The 23374-nt window shown below is 69.1% G+C and carries 19 protein-coding genes; 8 read left to right on the forward strand and 11 right to left on the reverse strand.

Annotation, left to right across the window (positions count from 1 at the left end; translation table 11 throughout):
• The first annotated feature begins 42 nt into the window (after positions 1 to 42).
• The 5 genes from Ga0609869_RS08340 to Ga0609869_RS08360 all read left to right on the forward strand — a co-directional run bounded on the left by Ga0609869_RS08340 (position 43) and on the right by Ga0609869_RS08360 (position 6114).
• Entirely contained in the window at positions 43 to 1029 is a 987-nt protein-coding gene (locus Ga0609869_RS08340; protein WP_125408636.1) for a 2-hydroxyacid dehydrogenase, read from the forward strand.
• A gap of 22 nt (positions 1030 to 1051) precedes the next feature.
• A complete protein-coding gene (locus Ga0609869_RS08345; protein WP_125408637.1) occupies positions 1052 to 2530 on the forward strand; it encodes a glycosyltransferase family 39 protein in 1479 nt (492 codons plus the stop codon).
• 83 nt (positions 2531 to 2613) lie between these two features.
• Positions 2614 to 2793, forward strand: a complete 180-nt coding sequence (locus Ga0609869_RS08350; protein ID WP_125408638.1) for a hypothetical protein — start codon at positions 2614 to 2616, stop codon at positions 2791 to 2793.
• 103 nt (positions 2794 to 2896) lie between these two features.
• Positions 2897 to 5395 carry a GcvT family protein gene (locus tag Ga0609869_RS08355; protein ID WP_125408639.1) on the forward strand — a complete coding sequence of 833 codons (2499 nt, stop codon included), beginning with the start codon at positions 2897 to 2899 and terminating at the stop codon, positions 5393 to 5395.
• A complete protein-coding gene (locus Ga0609869_RS08360) occupies positions 5392 to 6114 on the forward strand; it encodes a DUF4386 domain-containing protein (protein ID WP_125408640.1) in 723 nt (240 codons plus the stop codon). Before Ga0609869_RS08355 ends, Ga0609869_RS08360 begins: the two co-directional genes overlap by 4 nt.
• Here the strand turns inward: Ga0609869_RS08360 and Ga0609869_RS08365 are convergent.
• The gene (locus tag Ga0609869_RS08365) at positions 6083 to 6520 is read right to left on the reverse strand and encodes an EF-hand domain-containing protein (RefSeq protein WP_125408641.1); all 438 of its coding nucleotides are present in this window, start codon (positions 6518 to 6520) and stop codon (positions 6083 to 6085) included. The two genes, Ga0609869_RS08360 and Ga0609869_RS08365, sit on opposite strands and share 32 nt — an antisense overlap.
• Positions 6521 to 6740: 220 nt before the next feature.
• Here Ga0609869_RS08365 and Ga0609869_RS08370 point away from each other — a divergent pair, with 220 nt between their 5' ends.
• Positions 6741 to 7376 (forward strand): Hint domain-containing protein, encoded by a 636-nt coding sequence (locus Ga0609869_RS08370; protein WP_125408642.1) that lies wholly within the window; start codon positions 6741 to 6743, stop codon positions 7374 to 7376.
• A gap of 7 nt (positions 7377 to 7383) precedes the next feature.
• On the opposite strand, the gene Ga0609869_RS08375 is transcribed toward Ga0609869_RS08370, so the two are convergent.
• From Ga0609869_RS08375 to xdhA, 10 genes are all read right to left on the reverse strand, one after another.
• Positions 7384 to 7740 (reverse strand): carboxymuconolactone decarboxylase family protein, encoded by a 357-nt coding sequence (locus Ga0609869_RS08375; RefSeq protein WP_125408643.1) that lies wholly within the window; start codon positions 7738 to 7740, stop codon positions 7384 to 7386.
• 72 nt (positions 7741 to 7812) lie between these two features.
• On the reverse strand, positions 7813 to 8472 hold the full coding sequence (locus Ga0609869_RS08380) for a DUF938 domain-containing protein (protein ID WP_125408644.1): 660 nt from the start codon (positions 8470 to 8472) through the stop codon (positions 7813 to 7815).
• Between the two features lies 1 nt (position 8473).
• Positions 8474 to 9553 (reverse strand): NAD(P)/FAD-dependent oxidoreductase, encoded by a 1080-nt coding sequence (locus tag Ga0609869_RS08385; protein ID WP_125408645.1) that lies wholly within the window; start codon positions 9551 to 9553, stop codon positions 8474 to 8476.
• A gap of 281 nt (positions 9554 to 9834) precedes the next feature.
• Positions 9835 to 10908, reverse strand: a complete 1074-nt coding sequence (locus tag Ga0609869_RS08390) for a BMP family ABC transporter substrate-binding protein (protein WP_125408646.1) — start codon at positions 10906 to 10908, stop codon at positions 9835 to 9837.
• Positions 10909 to 10963: 55 nt separating this feature from the next.
• Positions 10964 to 11896 (reverse strand): ABC transporter permease, encoded by a 933-nt coding sequence (locus Ga0609869_RS08395; RefSeq protein WP_125408647.1) that lies wholly within the window; start codon positions 11894 to 11896, stop codon positions 10964 to 10966.
• The gene (locus Ga0609869_RS08400; protein WP_125408648.1) at positions 11896 to 12981 is read right to left on the reverse strand and encodes an ABC transporter permease; all 1086 of its coding nucleotides are present in this window, start codon (positions 12979 to 12981) and stop codon (positions 11896 to 11898) included. The genes Ga0609869_RS08395 and Ga0609869_RS08400 overlap by 1 nt, the downstream gene beginning before the upstream one ends.
• Positions 12982 to 12996: 15 nt before the next feature.
• The gene (locus Ga0609869_RS08405; protein ID WP_125408649.1) at positions 12997 to 14517 is read right to left on the reverse strand and encodes an ABC transporter ATP-binding protein; all 1521 of its coding nucleotides are present in this window, start codon (positions 14515 to 14517) and stop codon (positions 12997 to 12999) included.
• Positions 14514 to 15464 carry a xanthine dehydrogenase accessory protein XdhC gene (gene xdhC, locus Ga0609869_RS08410; protein ID WP_125408650.1) on the reverse strand — a complete coding sequence of 317 codons (951 nt, stop codon included), beginning with the start codon at positions 15462 to 15464 and terminating at the stop codon, positions 14514 to 14516. Before xdhC ends, Ga0609869_RS08405 begins: the two co-directional genes overlap by 4 nt.
• Positions 15461 to 17797 carry a xanthine dehydrogenase molybdopterin binding subunit gene (gene xdhB / locus Ga0609869_RS08415; RefSeq protein WP_125408651.1) on the reverse strand — a complete coding sequence of 779 codons (2337 nt, stop codon included), beginning with the start codon at positions 17795 to 17797 and terminating at the stop codon, positions 15461 to 15463. The genes xdhC and xdhB overlap by 4 nt, the downstream gene beginning before the upstream one ends.
• Positions 17794 to 19239 carry a xanthine dehydrogenase small subunit gene (gene xdhA / locus Ga0609869_RS08420; protein ID WP_125408652.1) on the reverse strand — a complete coding sequence of 482 codons (1446 nt, stop codon included), beginning with the start codon at positions 19237 to 19239 and terminating at the stop codon, positions 17794 to 17796. Before xdhA ends, xdhB begins: the two co-directional genes overlap by 4 nt.
• A gap of 193 nt (positions 19240 to 19432) precedes the next feature.
• Between xdhA and Ga0609869_RS08425 the strand changes: the two genes are divergently transcribed.
• Positions 19433 to 19798 (forward strand): VOC family protein, encoded by a 366-nt coding sequence (locus Ga0609869_RS08425; protein ID WP_125408653.1) that lies wholly within the window; start codon positions 19433 to 19435, stop codon positions 19796 to 19798.
• Between the two features lie 40 nt (positions 19799 to 19838).
• A complete protein-coding gene (dnaE, locus tag Ga0609869_RS08430) occupies positions 19839 to 23369 on the forward strand; it encodes a DNA polymerase III subunit alpha (RefSeq protein WP_125408654.1) in 3531 nt (1176 codons plus the stop codon).
• Positions 23370 to 23374 lie beyond the last annotated feature (5 nt).

Genomic DNA, 23374 nt, shown 5'->3' on the forward strand with positions numbered 1-23374 from the left:
TGCCACTGTGCCCACGGGTTGGAAAGCAGGGGGAGGCTCTGGATGCCCGCTCAACGTCTGAGTGTTGTCGTGACGCGACGGTTGCCCGAGGCCGTCGAGACGAGGATGAAAGAGCTCTTCGATGTCGAGTTGAACGAGACCGACACCAAGATGTCCCGCGAGGACATCGTGTCCGCGATGCAGCGCGCCGACGTGATCGTGCCCTGCGTCACCGATGTCATCGACCAGGCGATGCTGGCCCAGGCCGGCGACAAGCTGAAGCTGATCGCCAATTACGGCGCGGGCGTCGACCATCTGGACGTGCAGACCGCGCGGCAGCGGGGCATCCTCGTCTCGAACACCCCCGGCGTCGTCACCGAAGACACAGCCGACATGACCATCGCGCTGGTGCTCGCCGTCACCCGCCGCATCCCCGAGGGGCTGGCGATGATGCAGTCGGGCCAGTGGGCGGGCTGGGCGCCGACGGCGTTCATGGGCGGACGTGTCGGCGGGCGGCGGCTGGGCATTCTGGGCATGGGCCGGATCGGCCAGGCGGTCGCCCGGCGCGCCCGCGCCTTCGGGATGCAGATCCACTACCACAACCGCCACCGCCTGCGCCCCGAGGTCGAGGAGGCGCACGAGGCCACCTATTGGGAAAGCCTGGACCAGATGGTGTCGCGGATGGACGTGATCAGCGTCAACTGCCCGCACACGCCGTCGACCTTTCACCTGATGAACGCCCGCCGGCTGAAGCTGATGAAACCCGACGCGGTGATCGTGAATACCTCGCGCGGCGAGGTGATCGACGAGAATGCGCTGACGCGGATGCTGCGCGCGGGCGAAATCGCGGGGGCCGGGCTGGACGTGTTCGAGCACGGGCATGAAATCAACCCGCGCCTGCGCGAGTTGTCCAACGTGGTGCTGCTGCCGCATATGGGCTCGGCCACCATCGAGGGGCGCACCGAGATGGGCGAAAAGGTGATCATCAACGTCAAGACATTCGCCGACGGCCACCGCCCGCCCGACCTGGTGGTTCCGAGCATGCTGTAACCCCGCCCCAGGGGAGGGAGCGATGACCGAAGACACCCCCCGAGTGCCCCGCCGCGGCTGGCTTGCCACGCTTATGTTCCTGCTGGCGATCACCGCCTATTTCGCCGCCCAGACAGGGCTGCGCGTGGCGCTCGGCGGCGCGCTCGAGACCGACGAGGCCGAGATGATGGTCATGACGCCGGGCCTTCGGCTCGGCTACGGCCCGCAACTGCCGCTTTACAACTGGGTGCAATGGGGCGTGTTCGAGTTGTTCGGCCGGTCGCTCTTCGCGCTTTCGCTGGTCAAGAACGGGCTCTTGTGGCTCAGCTATCTTTTCGTCTTCCTCGGGCTCCGGCTCTGGGTGCCCGCGGGCGCCGCCGTCTTCGGTGCGCTGGCGCTTTTTTTCGTGCCCGACATCGCGTGGGAGGCCGAACGCGCGACGACTCATTCCAACATGCTGCTGGCCACCTCGGGCTTGACGCTGGCGGCGTTTCTCTGGGCGCTGCGCGGCGGCGCGCTGGCGGCGTGGCTATTGCTGGGGCTGGCCATGGGGCTGGGGGGGCTTGCCAAATACAACTACTGGCTGGTTCCCGCGGGCCTTGCGCTGTCGGCGCTTACGGTTGTGCAGATGCGCGCGCAACTCGTCCGCTGGCGGGCATTGCTGGCACCGCTCGTCGCGCTGGCCATGCTGGCCGCTCCCTATAACTGGATGGTGCAAAACCCCGACCTGGCCTTCGCCTCGCTGCACAAGCTGCAACTGAACGAGGCGCCCGCGGGCGTCAGCCCGGAAGGACTGACCCTGATGGCGCAGGGCGCCGGGCTGTTGCTGGCGTTGCCGCTGATCGTGGCGGGGCTTTTGTTCTGGCTGGGGCGGCGCAAGCCGGTGCCGGTGCCGCGGCCGGGGGTGGCGGCGCTGTTGGTCCGCGCGGCGCTGATCCTGGCGCTGCTGGTCGGCGCAGGGGTCTACACCGCCGATATCGGACATATCACGCCGCGCTGGCTGTTGCCGGTCGCATTCCTCTTCGTCCCCGGTCTCTTCGTCTGGTTGCACCGGCGGATCGGCCCCCGCGCGGTGGGGCGCAGCTATCTGGCGGTCGCGCTGCTGGCCGTGCTGGTGATGGGCGGGCTGACCTATGACCGGTTCAAGCCCGGCGCGCGGCGCGATGTCGATTTCACGCCCCTGCCCGGCGCGCTGGCCGAAGTCGCACCGCTGCCCGACGTGCCGGTGGTGGCCGAGTTCTACACCGCCGGCAACCTCAAGCGGCTGGAGCCCGACTGGTCTGTCTCGCCCTACCTCCCGTTCGTCGCGCCCGGGCTCGGCGGGCAAACCGCGCTGTTCCTGCTGCGCGACGATGTCCCGTCGAGCCTTGAGGTGGGAATGCGGCTGGCCGGCTGGCCCGCGGGCGCCGGCCCGGAGGTCCGCGATGAGGGCGTGATACGGCTGCCCTCGGCGCGGTCGCAAGAGACCCTGCCGATCCGCTGGCTGCTGGTCGAGACACCGGTGCCGGACGGGCTTGAGTAAGCGGCCGACTGGCGGCGGCGCTAATTCTGGCAGCTCGCGCTGGTTATTTTGCCGCCCAGGCGACGCTGCTGGCGCTCGGCGTGGTGCTGACCGGCACCGCCTTCGTCCACGCCCACTGGATGCTGCCGCTCTTCATGCTGGCTGCGCCGCCGGTGATGATGTGGGCGCTGCGGCAGGCGCGCGCGCGGGCCTACCGCTTCACCGATAGCGAGACCCGCATTGTGCGGTTCCTGCTGTTCGATTTCGGTCCGGGCGCGGAATAGGCGCGGCGTCGGTTTCGCGCCACCTTGCGTCGGATGCCCCTCGCCGCGCGCGGCGATTTGCGCATAACTGTGGGCGGAAAGACGTCTTGCGGGAGTTCCGGCCATGAAGACCCATGTCAAAGCCCTTGTCGTCGGCGGCGGCGCCGTCGGCACCTCGATCGCCTATCACCTGGCGAAGCGCGGGTGGGACACGATGCTGCTGGAACGCGACGAGCTGACCAGCGGCAGCACTTGGCACGCGGCCGGGCTGCTTCCCTACTTCAACATGTCCTACGCGACGACCCATATCCACGACTACTCGATCAAGTTCTACAAGACGCTGGAGGACGAGACCGGGCTCAACCCCGGTTTCTACGTGGTCGGCAACCTGCGCATGGCCCAGACCGACGCGCGGATGGATGAATACATGCTCTACGCCAGCACGGCCGAGACCGTGGGCGTACCCTATGAATGGATGACGCCGCAAGAGATCAAGGAACGCTGGCCGCTGGTGCGCACCGAGGACCTGAAGGGCGCGATCTACCATCCGACCGACGGCTACATCAATCCCGCCGACGTGACGCAAGCGATGGCCAAGGGCGCGCGCCAGTTCGGTGCCGCGATCGAACGGAAATGGCAGGTCGACGCCTATGAATGGACAGGGTCCGAGTGGCGGGTGACCGTCACCAAGATGGCCGAGAAGGGCGGCAACCTGGTGCCGACCGACGAGCAAACGGTCATCACCGCCGAGCATGTCGTCACCGCCACCGGCAACCACGCCCAGCGCACCGCGCAACTGCTGGGCCTCAAGATCCCCGCGATCCCGGTCGAGCACCAATATATCGTCACAGAGCCTGACCCGGCGCTGGTGGCATGGCGCAAGGAAGGCAACCCCGAACATCCCGTCCTGCGCGATGCCGACGCCAAGTGGTACGTGCGTGAGGAACGCGGCGGCTGGATCTTGGGCCCCTATGAGCGGAACGCGCCGGCCCGGTTCGAATACGGCTGCCCCGACAGCTTTCGCGCCGACCTCTTCCCGCTCGATCTGGAGCGGATCGAAGAGGAATACATGTCGATGATCCACCGCATACCGTCCTCGGAAGAGGTCGGGTTGAAGGACGATTACAACGGCCCGATCTGTTACACGCCTGACGGCAACCCGCTGCTCGGCCCCGCGCCGGGCCTCAGGAACATGTGGCTGGCCGAGGGCTTTTCCTTCGGCATCACCGCCGCCGGCGGTGCGGGGCATTACCTGGCCCAGCTCATGGACGACGGCGAGGCCGAGATCGACATGGCCTCGCTCGACCCCAGGCGCTACGGCGACTGGATGACCACCGAATACGCCGCCCGCAAGAACGAGGAGGCGTATGAGCATGTCTACATCCTGCACCACCCCGACGAGGAACGCCCCGCCTGCCGGCCGCTGAAAACCGCGCCCTGCTACGACCGGGTCAAGGCGCTGGGCGCGCAGTTCGGGCAGGTGAACGGGTGGGAGCGGCCCAACTATTTCGGCCCCGCGGATGCGCCCGACACCTTCGACCACGAGGCGCGGTCGTTCCGCCGGGGCGGCTGGTGGCAATACGCGGCGGACGAGGCCAGGGCGATCCGCGAAGGCGCGGGGATGATCGACGCCACGGCCTTTACCAAGCATGTCATCAAGGGGCCCGGCGCGACGGCCTTCCTCGACTGGTTCACCAGCAACCGCCTGCCCAAGGTGGGCCGGGTGAATCTGACCTATGCGCTGACCACCGCAGGCACGGTACGCACCGAATACACCATCCTGCGCCGGGCGGAGGATGCCTATTACCTGGTCTCCGCCGGGGCCTGGCAGGCCTATGACCAGGATTTCCTGATCAAGGCGATCGAGGACAAGATGGCCGAGTTCGGCCCGATCTACCTGGCCGACGTCACCTCGCAATACGGTGTCTTCGCGCTGGCCGGGCCGAAATCGCGCGACATCCTGGCGGCGCTGGTGCGCGACGCCGAACCGGGCACGGCGCTGTCGAACGCGCGTTTCCCGTGGCTCTCGGGCCGCGACGTCGAGCTGATGATGTGCCCCGCCATCGCGTTGCGCGTGGCCTATACGGGCGAGCTGGGGTGGGAGCTGCACCACCCGATGGAGATGCAGAACTACCTGTTCGACCGGCTGATGGAGGCAGGCGGGCCCCACGGGCTGAGGCTGGTGGGCGCGCGGGCGCAGAACTGGCTGCGGCAGGAGAAGAGCTATCGCGCCTTCGGCACGGAACTCGGGCGGGACGCGACGCCGCTGGAGGCCGGGCTGGACCGGTTCGTGGACCTGTCGAAAGACTTCCACGGCAAGGCGGCGATGGAGGAAACCGGCATCCGCAGCAAATGCGCGACCTTCCTGATCGACGGGCCGGCTTATGCCGACCCCTGGGGCCGCGAGGCGCTTTATGATGGCGACACGCGCGTGGGCCGGCTGACCTCGGGCGGCCATTCGGTGGCCTTCGGCAAATCCATCGGCATGGGCTACGTGCGGCCCGATCTGGCGGTGCCGGGCACCAGGCTGAAGGTCCGGATGCTGGGCGATCTGTGGGACGCCGAGGTGACCGAGGATTGCCCCTACGACCCGAAGAACGCCCGCATCCGCGTCGACGCATGACAAGGGCCCTCGCCCCCGAAACGGCCGTCAAGCTCGCCCGGTGGGCGGGGTTTTTGTACCTCGTGGTGATCGTCTGCGGGCTGTTGGCGGAACTGGCGGTGCGCCAGGCGCTGATCGTGCCGGGCGATGCGGCGGCGACGGCGGCGAATATCGGCGCGGCCGAGGGGCGGTTCCGGCTGGGGCTGGCGGCGGACGCGGCGATGGGGCTGGCCGATGCCGGGCTGGGGGTGCTGCTTTTCGTGCTGCTGCGGCCGGTCGGCGCGATCTTGTCGCTGGCGGCGCTGGTGTTCCGCCTGGCGCAGACGGCCATCGTCGGGATGACGCTGATCCTGTCGCAGGCTGCGCTGTTGGCGCTGGACGGTGTGGCCGGTGACGGCGGCGAGGGGCTGGCCGCGCTGCTCCTGGCCGCGCACGGGCTGGGTTACGATACCGGGCTGGCGTTTTTCGGCGTGGCCTGCGGGCTGCTCGGCCTGCTGGTGTGGCGCTCGGGTTATTTGCCGCGGTGGCTGGGGGCGCTTCTGGCCGCGGCGGGGGCGGTTTACCTGACGGGCAGCGCACTGCGGCTTGTGGCCCCGGGGCTGTCGGGGGCCTTTGCCCCGGCCTATGCGCTGCCGCTGCTGGCCGAGGCCGCGTTTTGCCTGTGGCTTTTGATCCGCGGGGTCGATCGCGCGGGCTGGGCCCGGGCGGTCAGCGCCCCGGACCGAAATCCGCCGCGCTGAGCACGCCGTCGCCGTTGCGGTCTGCCCGGTCGCGCCAGCCTTCGGTGCCGGCGATGAACTCTGCCCGCGTCACCTGGCCGTCGCCGTCGGCGTCGTTGGCGGCAAGCGACAGGCCGTTGGCCAGCCGCTGCAGCTTGCGCCCGCCGGCGGCGGCCTGCGCGCCCACGTCGTTGGCACGGGCCTCGTCGAAATAGCTGTATTCCTCGGCGTCGAGAATGTCGTCTTCGTTGGTGTCGAACATCGAAAAGACGGTGCCGCGCTGGGTTTTCATCTCTTCCAGCGTGACCTCGCCGCTTTGGTCGAGGTCCCAGACTTCGAGAAAACGCTCGCCGGGCACGCCCTGCTGGGCGAGCGCGGGCGCCGCGAAGGCAAGGCCGAGGATAAGGCCGAGGGCGTGGCGGGGCATTGTCGTGACTCCTTTCCAAGTGTCGATATTCAGCTAGGCATGGGCTCACCCGCTGCCAAGCCCGGCGCGGCGCAATCTCGCAGGTTGCGGCTATGTCGCGCCCCGAGACAATGGCCCGACCTGCGGCGCGATTGTCTCTCGCCCGGCATCGCCTCTCCCAATTGCCGCCGCAAATGCACGTCAGTTTGTGAACGATGCGCCACAAAGCGAGTCGGTCTTGATGAGCCTTTTGCAGAAGATAGATCCGCCCGGCGGCGGCCCGGCCTTTCCCGGCGGGGTGGCCGAGGGGGCCAACCTGCGTACCCCCTGCGGCCCGCGCCGGGTAGAGTTCGTGCGCAATGGCGACATGATCGTCACCCGCACCGGCGGGTTGCAGCCGGTGCGCCTGGTCTGGCAGCGCCGCCTGACGGCAGACGAGGTCGCCCGCCACCCCGACCGCGCCCCGGTGCGGCTGATGCCGCGCGCGCTGGGCCCGATGATGCCGCAATCCGCGCTGCTGGTGGCGCCGGATCACCGCCTGCTGATACCCGGCTGGCGGCTGGCGGCCTGGCCCGACGACCGCGCCGCGCTGGTCCCCGCGCGCGAGATCGCCGGCACGTCCGACGCGGCCTTCATCGACCGCGCGCCGGCCGCGGTGACACTCTATCACTTTGTTTTCGACAGCCCGCAGGTGCTCTTGGTCAACGGCCTTCCGGTGGAAAGCCTCGCGCCCGGCGCACGGGTGATCGCCGGGCTGGGGCTGGCCGAGCGTACGTCCCTGTTCGACCGGTTCCCGCAGCTCAGGAAAGACCCGTCGGCCTATCCGCCGGCCGAGTACCCCTCGGCCAGCGGGACGGATTACCTCGCCGTGGTGTGAGGCGGGCCTATTCGGCGGCCTGGGCCTTCTCCTCGGTCAGCTGATCGTAGCATTCTATCGCCTCGGCGGCATACATCATGGCCGGACCGCCGCCCATCTGGATGGCCATAGACAGGACGTCGCCCACTTCTTCGCGGGTCGCGCCGGCGCGCACCAGCGCCTCCATGTGCAGCACGATGCAGGCCTCGCAGCGCAGTGTGATGGCCATGCCCATGGCGACCAGTTCCTTGGTCTTGAAATCCAGCGTGCCGCCTTCCTTGACCGCCTTGCCGAGCCCGCTGAACGCCTTGGTGGTGTCGGGGATTGCCTTGTTCAGGCGGCGCAGCTGGTCCTTGGTGCCATCGCGTTTTTGCGTCCAGTCCATGAGGGTCTCCTTGGTTGTCCGTTCTCGCCGTCTGAGCATTTCGCAGACGCACAAGCCTTGATCGGGGTCAAGTCAGCGGGGCTTTCTTGCCAGATGCGTCAAGTTGTTGGCGGGCATGGGCAGCTCGGCCTCGTGGACAAGTTCCGCGCGGGCGCACCAGGCGGCGACATCGCCGGTCGATTTGTACCCGATTTCGGGGTCCTGCGCGGTCAGGCTGGCGTGAAAGGCTTCGTCGCCCGAGCTGGCAAAGCCGCCGGGCCGGCGAAAGGGCCCGTAGATCATCAAGAGGCCGCCGGGGGCCAGCGCCCGGGCCGCCTCGGCGATCAGGGTTTCGGCCTCGGCGTCGCTGACGAGATGCAGGATGTTGCTGGCGAAAATCAGGTCCCAGGGGTCTTCGGCCGCGCCCCACCCGGCCTCGGTCGCGTCGAGCAGCCGCGCGGGCGCGAGGTTGCCACATCCCGCGTCGGCGGCCCAGGCGTCGATGCTGGCCAGCCGCGCCGGGTCGACATCGGTGGGCTGCCAGGTCAGCCCCGGCTTGCACGCGGCGATGGCGGCGGCGTGTTCGCCGGTGCCGCTGGCGATCTCCAGCGCGCGGCCCGTTTCGGGGGCGTGCTCTGCGATCGCCGCGCAGATCGCCGCGGCGTTGCGCCGGGCCGACGGTGCGTGCAGCCGCCCGCCCTCGCGCGGTTCGGCGGCCGAGGCGGTGTCGGGCAGGGTCAGCCGCCGGGCCATGTCAGGCAAACCGCGCCGGCGAAAACCGCGCGGCGATTTCGGCGTCGATCTCGGGCGGTCGCCCGGCCACGATGTCGGCGGCCAGCCGGCTGGCCGCGGGGGCGGTCTGAAAGCCCACGCCGCCCTGGCCCGCATGCCAGAAGAATGCGGGCTCGGCCGGGTCGAACCCGATGACCAGCAGCCGGTCGGGCGAAAAGGTGCGCAGCCCGGCCCAGTTGGTTTCCACCCGGGTCACGGGCTCGGTGACCATTTCCTCGTAGCGGGCCAGGCCCTCTGCCAGCACCATGTCGTCGGCCCAGGCGTCGTGGGGGTGCTGCGGGTGTTCCTCGGCGGGCGAGACCAGCAGCTTGCCGGCATCGGGCTTGCAATACCACCGCTCGCCGGCGCCCAGGACCATGGGCCAGGTGCCGAGGTCATGCCCGCCGGGCGCGGGCAACCGCGCCATCGACCGGCGCATCGGGGTAAAGCCCAGGCGGGCGACGCCGGCCATGTCGGCCACCTCGTCGACCCAGGCGCCGGCGGCGTTGACCAGCACCCGGGCCGCGACGGTCTCGCCGCCTGCCTCGACCTGCCAGCCGGCGCCGGTGCGCGCGATCGCCGTCACCCGCGCGCCCGTGCGTACAATGCCGCCATTGCCCCTGATCTCGCGCGCGAAATTCTGGATCAGCCGGTCGGTGTCCAGGTCCCAGGCGTTCTCGTTCAGCCCGGCATGGGCCACCGTTTCGGGGTTGAGGATCGGCACATGCGCCCGCGCCTCTTCGGGGGTGAGAGGGATGAGCCCCATATGCGCGCGGTCACGGTCGAAAAGCGCGGCATCCTCCGCCCGTGCCACCACCATCAGCCCGCGGTCGGACAGCACGCCGCCATTGGCGCTGGCGTGGTAGGCGTGGCTGGCGCGGTTGAGCGCGACGATCTGTGGCGCGCCGAGGCATTCGTCGAACAGCGCGGCCGACCGGCCCGAGGCGTGGTAGCCCAGCCCCGCCTCGCCCTCGACCAGCGCCACGCGGCCCAGATGCGACAGCCGCGCGCCCACCGAAACCCCGGCGATGCCGCCGCCGATAACCAGAAAATCGTTCTCCATGCGGCAAAGCTAGCCGCAGCCGCCGGGCGATGGAACAGCCGGCGCTGCCAGGCGGTCAACTTTTCCGCGGCGGCATGTCATCGCGCCCTGCAAATTGATGCGACAGCACGGGGGCAAGCGCGCAATGCGGGTTCAGCCCGCCCGCAAACCGACCGTTCCCGAACATGAAAAAAGGGTGGGGTTTCACCCACCCTTCAGCCGTTTTCTTCTGGCCCGAAATATCCCGGGGGAGCCGCCGCGGATGCGGCGGCGGGGGCAGCGCCCCCGGGCCGCTGTCGGCCTTACTGCGGGATCGACCCGGTCAGCCCCTCGACATAAAAGTTCATGCCCAGCAGCGTGCCGTCATCGGCGGTCTCGCCCTCGGCCAGCCAGGCGGTGCCGTCCTGCTTGTTCAGCGGCCCCGTGAAGGGGTGGTAGTCGCCATTGGCGATGGCCTCTTTCAGGGCCAGCGCCTCGGCCTTGACGTCTTCGGGCACGGCACTGGAAATCTCGCCGATGCCGACCATACCGGGGCCGATGCCGTCCCAGGTGTCGTCGCTTTCCCAGGTGCCGTCGATCACCGCCTGCACGCGGTCGATGTAGTAGGGCGCCCAGTTGTCGATGATCGAGCTCACGCGCGGCATCGGCGCGTATTCGGCCATGTCCGAGGCCTGGCCGAAGGTATAGACGTCGCCGGCCTTCTCGGCGGCGGCCTGGGGCGCGGTGGAATCGGTGTGCTGCAGGATCACGTCTGCGCCCTGTTCGATCAGCGCCTGCGCCGCGTCGGCCTCTTTCGCCGGGTCGAACCAGGTGTAGGCCCAGATCACCTTGAACTCGACATCGGGGTTGGCCTTTTTCGCATGGATATAGGCCGAGTTGATGCCGCGGATGACCTCGGGGATCGGAAAGGAGGCGATGTAGCCGATGATGTTGGACTCAGTCAGCTTGCCCGCGATATGGCCCTGCACCGCGCGGCCCTCGTAGAAGCGGGCGGAATAGGTGCCGACGTTATCGGCGCGCTTGTAGCCGGTGGCGTGTTCGAATTTCACGTCCGGAAATTTCTGCGCCACGTTGATCGTGGGGTCCATGTACCCGAATGAGGTCGTAAAGATCAGGTCGGCGCCCGACAGGGCCATCTGGGTCAGCACCCGCTCGGCATCGGCGCCCTCGGGCACGTTTTCCTGATAGATCGTCTCGACCGCGTCGCCGAATTCCTCTTCCACGGCCAGCCGGCCCTGGTTGTGCTCGTAGGTCCAGCCGCCGTCGCCGATCGGGCCGACGAAGACGAAGCCCACCTTGGTCTTGTCCTGGGCGGTCGCGGCGCCCGCAAGGCCCAGCGCCAGCGCGGCGCCGGCCAGAATGGAAGTCAGTTTCATGATTCGCTTTCCCCGTGTTGTTGGCGGGCGACATGCCCGGAAGGTTTTACCGCCCCTAGCTCGAGGCGTGGAAACGCCGCCCCAGCGAGGCGGGCGCGTTTATCGCCGCGCGCGAGCGGTCGGCGGACATGATGACCAGCACCAGGATCGTTACCAGATAGGGCGACATCGACAAGACCTCGACCGGCACGGCCAGGCCGGCGGCCTGCAGATTGAGCTGCAGCACCGCGACGCCCCCGAACAGGTAGGCGCCCAGCAGCACCCGTGGCGCCTTCCAACTGGCGAAGACGACAATGGCCAGCGCGATCCAGCCCGCGCCGGCGGTCATGCCCTCGGTCCATTGCGGCACGCGCACGAGGCTGAGATAGGCGCCGCCCAGTCCTGCCATGGCGCCGCCGAAGGCGATGGCGGCCAGCCGCAGGCGCACCACCTTGTAGCCCAGCGCATGGGCGGCGTCGTGGTTTTCGCCCACCGCGCGCAGGACCAGCCCGGCGCGGGTATAGCGCAAGCCGGCCCAGACGCCGGCCACCAGCGCGAGGCTGAGATAGACCATCAGGTCGTGGGAAAACAGGATACGGCCGATGACGGGGATGTCCGACAGCGGCCCGAGGTTCAGCGCGGCCGTGCCCGGCGGTTTGATCCCCACGTAGCCCTGCCCGATCAGCGCCGAGAGGCCGAGGCCGAAGAGCGTCAGCGCCAGCCCCGTGGCCACCTGGTTGGACATCAGCACCTGGGTGAGAAACCCGAAGATCAGCGACAGCGCCGCGCCGCCCAAAGCGGCGGCGACAAAGCCCAGGGCGGGGCTGCCGGTCTCGACCGCGGCGGCAAAGCCGCAGATCGCGCCGGTGATCATCATCCCCTCGACCCCGAGGTTCAGCACACCCGATTTCTCGACCACCAGCTCGCCCGTCGCCGCCAGCAGGATCGGCGTCGCCGCCGCCATGAGCGAGGCGATCAGAATCACCGGGTTGATTGCGGAAAGATCCATCAGGCGGCCTCTCTCCGGCCCAGCCGGATGCGGAAATTGGACAGCACGTCGACGCCCAGCAGGAAGAACAGAAGCATCCCCTGGAACAGCTGTATCGCCGCCGCCGGCAGGCCCAGCATGAATTGCGCGAGTTCGCCGCCGATATAGGTCAGCGCCATCAAGAGCCCCGCAAGCAAGATACCCACCGGGTGCAGCCGGCCCAGGAAGGCCACGATGATCGCGGTAAACCCGTAGCCCTGGTTGAAGTCGATGCTGATCTGGCCCGCGGGCCCCGACACCTCGAAGAGGCCCGCCAGCCCGGCCAGCGCGCCCGACGCGCCGAGACAGAACAGCACCAGCCGCGTGGGCCGCACGCCGGCAAAGCGCGCGGCGCGCGGCGACTGGCCGGTCAGACGGATGTGAAAGCCCAGCATGTGCCGGTTGAGCAGCACATAGGCGCCGATCACCGCGACAAAGGCGGCGACCACGCCCCAATGCATGCCCGTGCCCGCGATCAGCTCGGGGTTCGAGGCGGCCGGGTATTGCTGGAAGTTCCGGCTGCCGGGAAAACCGCCGCCCTCGGGGTTGCGCATCAACCCCAGCGACATCGAGGCCAGGATCTGCTCGGCCACGTAGACCAAAAGCAGCGAGACGAGGATCTCGTTGGTCTGGAACCGGGTCTTCAGGATCGCCGGGATCATCGCCCAGGCCCAGCCGCCCAACCCGCCCGCGATCACCATCAGCGGGAACACGAGCCACGATTCCGACGGGTAAAAGGCCAGCCCGACGCCCGCGCCGCAGATCGCGCCGATGATGTATTGCCCCTCGGCCCCGATATTCCAGATATTGGCGCGAAACCCCAGGCTCAGCCCGATCGCGATCAGGATCAGCGGCCCCGCCTTGACCAGCAGTTGCGGCCGGGAATAGGCAGCGAACTGGTCGTTGAACAGCGGGTCCCAGAAAATCGTGCGGATCGCGGCGACCGGGTCTTTCCCAAGCGCTGCGAACAGCAGCCCTCCGGCCACCATGGTCAGCGCCACCGCCAGAAGCGGTGTCGCCACCGTCCAGGCGCGCGAGGGCGCCGGGCGTCTTTCCAGCCGTATCATGCGTGCGCCCCGGTGCTATTCGGCGACATGGGCCACCTCCATGTCATGGGCGCCGCCCATCATCAGGCCGATCTCCTCGATGCTGAGGCCCCTTGTGGGCCGCGGCGTGCTGAGCCGCCCCTCGTTGAGCGCGGCAAAGCGGTCGGCGATTTCCATCAGTTCGTCCAGGTCCTGGCTGATCACCACGACGGCGGTTCCGCCGGCAGCGAGGTCCAGCAGCGCCTGCCGGATCGCCGCGGCGGCGGCGGCATCCACGCCCCATGTCGGCTGGTTGACCACCAGCACCTCGGGGCGCTGCAACACCTCGCGCCCGATCACGAATTTCTGCAGGTTCCCGCCCGACAGCGCGCGCGCCGCGTTGCCGGGGCCGGGGGTGCGCACATCGAAAGCCTCGATCACCTTCTCGGCAAAGGCCCGTGCCGCGGGCCATTTCAAAAACCCGTTCACCGCCAGCCCCTCGCGTTCGGCCGCGGTCAGCATGGCGTTCTCGGTCAGGCTCATGTCGGGCGCCGCGGCATGGCCCAGCCGTTCCTCGGGCGCGGCCAGCACCGCGATGCGCCGGCGTTCCAGCGGGCCCAGCCGCCCGATCGGCGTGCCGTGCAGCGAGACCGCGCCACCGGCGCTCGGTGCCTCGCCCGACAATGCGGCCAGCAACTCGTCCTGGCCGTTGCCCGCCACGCCGCCGATGCCCAGCACCTCGCCGGCGCGCACCGAAAAGGTGACGTCCTTGAGGCTGGTGCCGAACGGGTTGGACGAGGGCAGGCTCAGCCCCTCGACCTTCAGCATCACCTCGCCCGGCTGGGTTTCGGTCCGGCTGGGCGGTGTCAGCTTGGTACCCACCATCATCTCGGCCAGCTCGGCCGCGGACCGTTCGCGCGGGTTGCAACTGGCCACCACCTTGCCCAGCCGCAGGATCGTCGCCCGGTCGCAGAGCGCGCGGATTTCCTCCAGCTTGTGCGAAATATAAAGGATCGCCGTGCCTTCGGCGGCCAGTTTCCGCAGCGTGGCGAACAGGATTTCCACCTCCTGCGGCGTCAGCACCGAGGTCGGCTCGTCCATGATCAGAAGCTTGGGGTCCTGCAACAGGCAGCGCACGATCTCCACCCGCTGCCGCTCGCCCGCCGACAGATCCCCCACCAGCCGGTCGGGCGCCAGGGGCAGGCCGTAGGTCTCGCTGACCTCGCGGATGCGCGCGGCCAGTTTTCCCATCGGCGGCGGGTCTTCCATGCCAAGCGCCACGTTCTCGGCCACGCTCAGCGCCGCGAAGAGCGAGAAATGCTGAAACACCATCGCCACGCCCGAGGCGCGTGCGGCCCGCGGCTCGGGCGGGGCGAACGCGGCGCCGTTGAGGCGCATCTTGCCCGCATCGGGCGTGACCAGGCCGTAGATCATCTTGACCAGCGTCGACTTGCCCGCGCCGTTTTCGCCCAACAGCGCGTGCACCTCGCCCGGCGCGACCTCGAAGGATACGCGGTCATTGGCCAGAACGCCCGGATAGGCCTTGGTCAGGCCCTCGACTGTCAATAGCGCTGTCACCCGGCGGCGTCCCCCGCGGCCACGTTCTCGGTATCATCGCTTAGTAGCGCGGCGGCGACGCCCACGGCAATGGCCTGCGGGTGTTTTCCGAGCTCGGGCTGCCCAATCGGGCAGCGAATGCGCGCAATCTGTGCAGGCGCATGGCCCAGCTGCCCAAGGCGGCCGCGAAACCGCGCCCATTTGCTGGCCGACCCGATCAGCCCGGCCGAGGCAAAGCCATGGCTGAGCAGCCGGTGACACAGCTCCAGGTCCAGCGCGTGGGAATAGGTGACGATCAGGTGGTGGGCGTCGGCGGGCGCCTCGGCCGCCAGTGCGGCGGGGTCGGGTGCCGCGCGGCAGGTTACGCCCTCCGGCGCCGGATCGGGAAACCGCTCGGGCCCCGTGTCGACCCAGACCAGGGCGATATCGGGCAGGGGGGTCAGCACCCCCACCAGCGCGCGGCCCACATGGCCCGCCCCCCAAACCCAGACCGGCCGGGCCGCAGGCGCCACCGGCTCGATCAACCAGCCGCCGGCCAGCAGCGGCCCGCCCGCGCCCTGTCCGCCCCGTGCCCCCGCCACGACCCGGCGGATCGCCAGGGGCATCTCGCCCGCGCGCTGCTCCACCGGTCGGGCAAAGACCGGGCCGGCCAGCGCCGCCACCGCCGCCGCGTCGAACACCTCGCTCACCAGCGTCACCGCGCCGCCGCAGCACTGGCCCAGCCCCGGCCCCAGCGCGTGGCGCGTCACGGCGACCGCCGGGCCATCGGCCAACTGGGCCCGCGCCGCCCGCGCGGCTGCGTATTCCAGCGCCCCGCCTCCGATCGTGCCCGCCTGCCCGCCGGGCCAGACCAGCATCGCCGCGCCGGGCTCGCGCGGGGCCGACCCTTGCGTTTGCGCGACCGCCACCCGCGCCACCCGGCCATGCGCGGCGGTCGCCGCCTCCAGCGCCGCCCGGTCCAGGCTCATCCCCGCACCCGCGCGATCGCGGCCAGCAGACGCTCGGGCGTTGCCGGCGCGTCGAGCGCCGGGTAGCCCGGCCCGCAGGCCGCAACCGCGTCCGACAGCGCCAGGAAGGCCGAGATGCCCAGCATCAGGGGCGGCTCGCCCACCGCCTTCGACCGAAAGACCGTCGCGGCCCGGTTCTCGCCGGGCCAGAGATCGACGTTGAACACGTCGGGCCGGTCCGAACAGGCGGGTATCTTGTAGGTCGAGGGCGCATGGGTCTTCAGCCGTCCCTTTTCGTCCCAAAACAGCTCTTCCATGGTCAGCCAGCCCGCGCCCTGCACATAGCCGCCCTCGATCTGCCCGATGTCCAGCGCCGGGTTCAGGCTGGCGCCGGCATCGTGCAGGATATCGGTGCGCAGGATGCGGTTCTCGCCGGTCAGCGTGTCCAGCGCGACCTCGCTCACCGCCGCGCCGTAGGCGAAATAGAAAAACGGCCGCCCGGCGCCCGCGATCCTGTCCCAGTCCAGCCCCGGGGTGCGGTAATACCCGGTCGCGCTCAGGCTCACCCGCGCCTGGTAGGCGCTTTTCGCGGCCTCGGCGAACGACATCTCGTCGTCACCGACGAAGACCCGGCCGCCGGCGAAATGCACCCGCCGGGCCTCGGTCTGGTGCGTCTCGGCCAGATGGGCCGCGATCCGTCCCCTGATCGCGTCGCAGGCCGCCTGAACCGCCATGCCATTGAGGTCTGACCCCGACGAGGCCGCGGTGGCCGAGCTGTTGGGCACCTTGCCGGTATCGGTCGCGGTGATCTTCACCGCCTCGACCGGCATGCCAAAGGCACTCGCCGCCACCTGCGCCACCTTCTGGAACAACCCCTGGCCCATCTCGGTGCCGCCATGGTTCAGATGCACCGAGCCGTCCTGGTAGACATGCACCAGCGCGCCGGCCTGGTTCAGATGGGTCAGGGTAAAGGAAATCCCGAACTTGACCGGGCTCAGCGCGATTCCGCGTCTGATCACCGTGTTTTCCGCGTTCCACGCCGCCACCGCCGCCCGCCGCCCGGCATAATCGGCGCGCTCGGCCAAAGCCTCCGTCATCTCGTGCAGGATGAAATCCGAAACCTCCATCCCGTAGGGCGTTCGGGTCTTCTTCTTGGTCGAAATACCCTCGGGGGGGCTCGGGGGGGCAGACGGCCCCCCCGCCTCTCCACCGGGCGCGTCGTAATAATTGGTGCGCCGCACCTCCAGCGGGTCGCGGCCCAGCTGGTGGGCGATGTGGTCCATCACCCGCTCGATCCCCACCATCCCCTGCGGCCCGCCAAAGCCGCGAAACGCGGTGGCCGACTGGGTATGGGTGCGCAGCCGGTGGCTCTCGATCCGCACGGCGGGCAGGAAATAGGCGTTGTCGGCATGCAGCATCGCCCGGTCGGCCACGGGCAGGCTGAGGTCCTGCGCCCAGCCGCAGCGGGCGTAGTGCACGAACTCGACGCCCGACAGACGCCCCTCGCCGTCGACCCCGGCGCGGTAGCGAATGCGGAAATCGTGGCGCTTGCCGGTGACGATCATGTCGTCGTCGCGGTCATAGCGCATCTTGCAGGGACGGCCCGTGGCGCGGGCCGCCAGCGCGCAGGCGATGGCCAGCGCGTTGCCCTGGCTCTCCTTGCCGCCGAAGGCCCCGCCCATGCGCCGCACTTCGACACGGACGGCATGCATCGCCAGCCCCAGCGCATCGGCGACCTTGTGCTGGATCTCGCTGGGATGCTGCGAAGAGGCGTGAACCACCATGTCGCCGCCTTCCTGCGGCAGGGCCAGCGCGACCTGGCCTTCGAGGTAGAAATGCTCCTGCCCGCCGATCTCAATCTGTCCTTCCACGCGGTGGGGTGCGGCGGCGATTGCGGCGGCGGCATCGCCGCGCGCCCAGACGCGCGGCCCCTCTTCGAAGCGGCTGTTGGCGGCCAGAGCATCGTCGATGGTCAGGATCGCCGGCGCCTCGGCGTAGTCCACCGCGGCCAGCCGCGCCGCCTTGCGCGCGGCGAGGTGGCTTTCGGCGGCCACCAGGAACAGCGGCTGGCCGTGATAGGACACCACCCAGGGCGCCAGTAGAGGCTCGTCATGGGCCGAGGGCGAGCAATCGGGCATCGGGTCCAGATCGCCTGGACCCCAGGCGGCCACCACCCCCGGCGCGGCGCGCACGCGGTCGAGATCGAGCGCGGTGACCTCGCCATGGGCGACGGTCGACAGGCCGAAGGCCAGGTGCAACGTGCCCGCGGGCACGGGGATGTCGTCGACATAGCGCGCCTGGCCGGTGACGTGCAGCCGCGCGGCGTCGTGGGGCAGGGGTTTGGTCACGCTCACGGCGCCACCTCGCCGATGTCGCTCGCCGCGCCGGAACGCGCGTGCCAGAGCCGCATCAGCATGTTCTGGGCGGTCGCCAGGCGGTATCCGGCCGAGGCGCGCATGTCCGATAGCGGCTGGAAATCCTCGGCCATGGCGTCACGCGCGGCGATGAGCGTGTCCTCGGCAAAGGGCTGGCCGGCGAGCGCGGCCTCGACCGCAGCCGCGCGTTTCGGGATGCCGGCCATGCCGCCGAAGGCGATGCGCGCGGATCGGATCGTGCCGTCTTCAACGGCGATGCTGAAGCATCCGCAAACCGCCGAGATGTCCTGATCGCGCCGTTTCGACAGCTTGTAGCAGCGCAGGGCATCGGGCTGGCGGGGGATCGAAACCGCCTCGACGAACTCGCCCGGGGTGCGGTCCTGTTTGCCATAGTCGAGGAAGAACTCTTCCAGCGCCAGGCTGCGGTGCGTCTCGCCCTTTCTCAGGTGCAGCGTGGCGCCCAGCGCGATCAGCGCCGGCGGTGTGTCGCCGACGGGCGAGCCGTTGGCGATGTTGCCCCCGACCGTCGCCGCCGCCCGCACCTGGGGCGAGCCGAAGCGGGCGAGCATCACCGCGAAATGCGGGTGGTGGCTTTGCATCAGCGTCATCAGCTCGGCGATCGTTACGCCCGCGCCGAGGCGGATCTCGGTGTCGGTAATCTCGATCTTCTGCAGGTCCGCGCAGCCGTTGAGAAACGCCACCTGGCCGAGGTCCTGCAGCCCCTTGGTGACCCACAGGCCCACATCGGTGGCCCCGGCGACGAGCGTGGCGTCGGGGTGCTCTTCGTACCAGGTGGCGAGTTCGTCGGCGTCGGCCGGGCGGAACGCGCCTGGGGGCTGTCCGCCCCCGGCGCCACCGTCGCTCGGACCGATGGCGCCACCGATGGCGACCCCCGAGGATATTTCGGGCCAGAGGAACCTTGGGGCGTCGGGAAGGGTGTCTGCGAGCCAGCCGGGGCCCGGTTGAGCGGCCGCGGCCTCGGCGGCGCGGACGATGGGGGCGTAGCCGGTGCAGCGGCAGAGGTTGCCCGAAAGGGCCGTGTCATGGTCAGCCTCGCCATTGCGGTGCGCGGCGGCCAGCGCGACCGCGATGCCGGGGGTGCAAAAGCCGCATTGGCTGCCGTGATGCTCGATCAGCGCCTCCTGCACCGGGTGGAGCGTGCCATCGGGGCCGGCGAGCCCCTCGACCGTGCGCACCGCGGCGCCGTGAAGCTGGGGCAGGAACAGGATGCAGGCGTTGAGCGGCCGGGTGCCGCGCGCGTCGGTCACCATTACGGTGCAGGCGCCGCAATCGCCCTCGTTGCAGCCTTCCTTGGTGCCGGTCAGCCCGCGCGCCTCGCGCAGCCAGTCAAGCAGGGTCAGCGTGGGCGGCGGGTCGGTCAGCTCGACCGTCTCGCCGTTGAGAAGAAAGCGCAGGGGCATGGCCGGTCCGCCGCTTTGGTGTTTCGCGCCGGCCGCGTGCCTCGCCCGATGCGGCGGCGGGCTGGGGCGACCGTTCCGAGACCCGAGGAAACCGGCAAAGCGGGGACTTGGCAAGGGGCGGCGGAGGGTTTCGCGCAGGCTGCCCGGCGGCTAGGCTGGTTTTCGAGGTCGATGCCGCGAAGGAGGGCGTGCCATGTTTCCCCACGCGCTGCACCATGTGCAACTGGCGATGCCGGCGGGCGGCGAGGACGCGGGCCGCGCGTTTTACCGCGACCTGCTGGGGCTGGAGGAAGAGGCCCGGCCCGAGGCGCTGGATGCGCGCGGCGGGGTGTGGTTCTACCGCGGCGAGTTGCGGTTGCATCTGGGCGTCGAAGAGGGGTTTCGCCCCGCGAGAAAGGCGCACCCGGCCCTGATGGTGGCGGATCTGGACGCGCTGGCCGAGCGGCTGGAGCGGGCGGGCTGCGCGTTGGTCTGGGACGAGGCCATCCCGCAGGTGCGGCGGTTTTTCATCGACGACCCTTTCGGCAATCGGATCGAGTTGATGGAGGGCGCGCGATAGCGCTTGGCGGGGGGCCGGCCGGCGGGCTAGCCTGCCGGCCATGAGCAGCCTTCCCCGATTCATTCACCTGCGGCTTCACACCGAGTATTCGCTTCTGGAAGGGGCGGTGCGGGTGAAGAAGCTGCCCGAGATGTGCCGTGCCGCGGGGATGCCCACCGTCGCCGTGACCGACACCAATAACATGTTCTGCGCGCTGGAGTTTTCGACGCTGGCCGCGGGCGCGGGCATCCAGCCGATCCTGGGGTGCCAGGTCGATCTGGCCTACGATCCCGCGGCGCCGGGCGAGCGGCCGCGCGCGCCGGCGCCCTTGGTTCTGCTGGCGCAGGACGAGGCGGGTTACGGCAACCTGATGAAGCTGAATTCCTGCCTCTACCTTGGCAAGGCGGGGCAGCTGCCGCAGGTGACGCTGGACGAGCTGGTGGCGCATGCCGGCGGGCTGATTTGTCTGACCGGCGGGCCCGAGGGGCCGGTGGGGCGGTTGTTGCAGGCCGGCCAGCGGCCCAAGGCCGAGGCGTTGGCGGCGCGGCTGGCGGGGGCCTTTCCCGACAGGCTTTACGTCGAGCTGCAGCGCCACCCGGGGCCCGGCGGACATCCGACCGAGGCGGAGCAGGCGACAGAGCGCGGCCATGTCGAGATCGCCTATGCGATGGAGCTGCCGCTGGTGGCGACCAACGATGTCTATTTTCCCAAGGAAGAGATGTACGAGGCCCATGACGCGCTAATCTGCATTTCCGAGGGCGCCTATGTCGACCAGGCCGATCCGCGCCGGCGGCTGACCGCGCAGCACTATTTCAAGAGCGCCGACGAGATGGCCGCGCTTTTCGCCGACCTGCCCGAGGCGCTGGAAAACACCGTCGAGATCGCAAGGCGCTGCGCGGTCAAGGCGGAGAAACGCCCGCCGATCCTGCCGCGCTTTGCCGATGACGAGGTCGAGGAGTTGCGCCGGCAGGCGAAGGAGGGGCTGGCCGCGCGGCTGGCGGTGATCCCCCATGCCGCGCCGGTCGATGCCTACGAAAAGCGGCTGGAGTTCGAGCTGGGCATCATCGAGGGCATGGGCTTTCCCGGCTATTTCCTGATCGTGGCCGATTTCATCAAATGGGCGAAAGAGCAGGACATCCCGGTGGGGCCGGGGCGGGGTTCGGGCGCCGGCAGCCTGGTGGCCTATGCGCTGACCATCACCGATCTCGACCCGCTGCGCTATTCGCTGCTGTTCGAACGGTTCCTCAACCCCGAGCGGGTCAGTATGCCCGACTTCGACATCGACTTCTGCATGGACCGGCGCGAAGAGGTGATCGAGTACGTCCAGCGCAAGTACGGGCGCGAGAAGGTGGCGCAGATCATCACCTTCGGCGCGCTCTTGTCAAAGGCTGCGGTGCGCGACGTGGGGCGCGTGCTGCAGATGCCCTACGGGCAGGTCGACAAGCTGTCGAAGCTGATCCCGGTGGAAGGGGTCAAGCCCGTCTCGATTGCCCAGGCGCTGACCGACGAGCCGCGCCTGCGCGAGGCCGCGCGCGCCGAGGAGGTGGTGGACCGTCTCTTGACCTACGGCCAGCAGGTCGAGGGGCTGCTCAGAAACGCCTCGACCCATGCCGCCGGCGTGGTGATCGGCGACCGGCCCCTGGACGCGCTGGTGCCGCTCTACCAGGACCCGCGCTCGGACATGCCGGCGACCCAGTTCAACATGAAGTGGGTCGAGCAGGCGGGGCTGGTGAAGTTCGACTTTCTCGGGCTGAAAACCCTGACGGTGATCCAGAACGCGATCGAGCAGATCCTCGGCGGCGGGCGCAATCTGCACGAGGCGGCCGACGGAAGCGTCCTTTATCAACCGGCCGAGGGGGCGGAGAACGATATCGGCCAGATCCCGCTGGAGGACGAAAAGACCTATCGCCTTTATGCCAGCGCGAAAACGGTCGCCGTGTTCCAGGTGGAAAGCTCGGGCATGATGGATGCGCTGAGGCGGATGAAGCCCACCTGCATCGAGGATATCGTGGCGCTGGTGGCGCTTTACCGCCCCGGCCCGATGGAGAACATCCCGAAATATTGCGAGGTGAAGAACGGACTGTCGAAACGCGACCGCCTGCATCCCACCGTCGATCACATTCTGGACGAAACCCAGGGCATCATCGTCTACCAGGAACAGGTGATGCAGATCGCGCAGGAGATGGCGGGCTACAGCCTCGGCGGCGCCGACCTGCTGCGCCGCGCCATGGGCAAGAAGATCCAGGAAGCGATGGATGCCGAGAAGCCCAAGTTCCTGGCCGGGGCCAAGGCGAACGGGGTGGACGAGAAGAAGGCGCAGGAGACCTGGGCGCTGCTGGACAAGTTCGCCAATTACGGCTTCAACAAGTCCCACGCCGCGGCCTATGCGGTGGTCAGCTACCAGACCGCGTGGCTGAAGGCGAACCATCCGGTCGAGTTCATGGCCGGTGTCATGAACTGCGATATCCACCTTACCGACAAGCTGGCCGTCTATGCCGAAGAGGTGCGCCGCGGCCTCGATATCGAGATCGTGCCGCCCTGCGTGAACCGTTCCGGCGCGATGTTCGGGGTGGCGGACGGCAAGCTGGTTTACGGGCTGGGGGCGCTGAAAAACGTGGGCGTCGAGGCGATGAAGATGATCGTCGCGGCGCGGCGCGCCGATCCGGGTGACGAGGCCAGCCCTGACAAGCCCTTCGTCACGCTTTTCGATTTCGCCCGGCGGGTTGATCTCAAACGCATCGGCAAGCGGCCGCTGGAGATGCTGGCCCGCGCCGGCGCGTTCGACCAGCTCGACCCCAACCGCCGGCGTGTCTTTGACAGCCTCGACGCGCTGGCCGCCTATTCCGCGGCGGTGCATGACCAGCGCGGGTCGGCGCAGGTGTCGCTGTTCGGCGAGGCGGGCGACGATCTGCCCGAGCCGCGGCTGAGCCCCGTGGCCGACTGGCTGCCCAACGAGCGGCTGGCCGAAGAGCACAAGGCGGTCGGCTTTTACCTGTCGGGCCATCCGCTCGACGATTACATGGCCGCGCTCAAGCGCAAGGGGGTGACGACGCTTTCGGACCTGGCCGAGGCCGTCAAGGCCGGGCCGCGCGTGGCCAAGCTGGCCGGGGCCGTCTCGGGACGGCAAGAGCGGAAATCGGCCCGCGGGAACCGCTTTGCCTTTGCCCAGCTTTCCGACCCGACCGGGCTATACGAGGTCACCGTCTTTTCGGACGTTCTGGAACAGGCGCGCGACCATCTGGAGGCGGGGCAGAACGTGGTGCTGGGGGTCGAGGCGACGCTGGAATCCGACCAGCTCAAGCTGCTGGCGCGGTCGGTTCAGCCGGTCGATGGCGTCGTGGCTGATGTGGGCGCGTTGGGCCTGCGGGTGTTCGTCGACGACCCGGTGGCGGTGAAATCGGTCTCGGGCCTGTTGCAGCGCGCCAAGTCCGAGGGCGGCATCAAGGGGCGCGGGCCGGTCTGTTTCTGTTTGATGGCGCCCGATCTGCCCGGCGAGGTCGAGATGTCGCTGGACGAAGAATACCCGGTGAACCCGCAGATCAAGGGCGCGATCAAGGCCTTTGCGGGGGTTTTGACGGTCGAAGAGTTCTAGGGCAC

It is taken from the genome of Rhodovulum iodosum, from assembly GCF_041020385.1.
Taxonomy (GTDB): Bacteria; Pseudomonadota; Alphaproteobacteria; order Rhodobacterales; family Rhodobacteraceae; genus Rhodovulum; species Rhodovulum iodosum.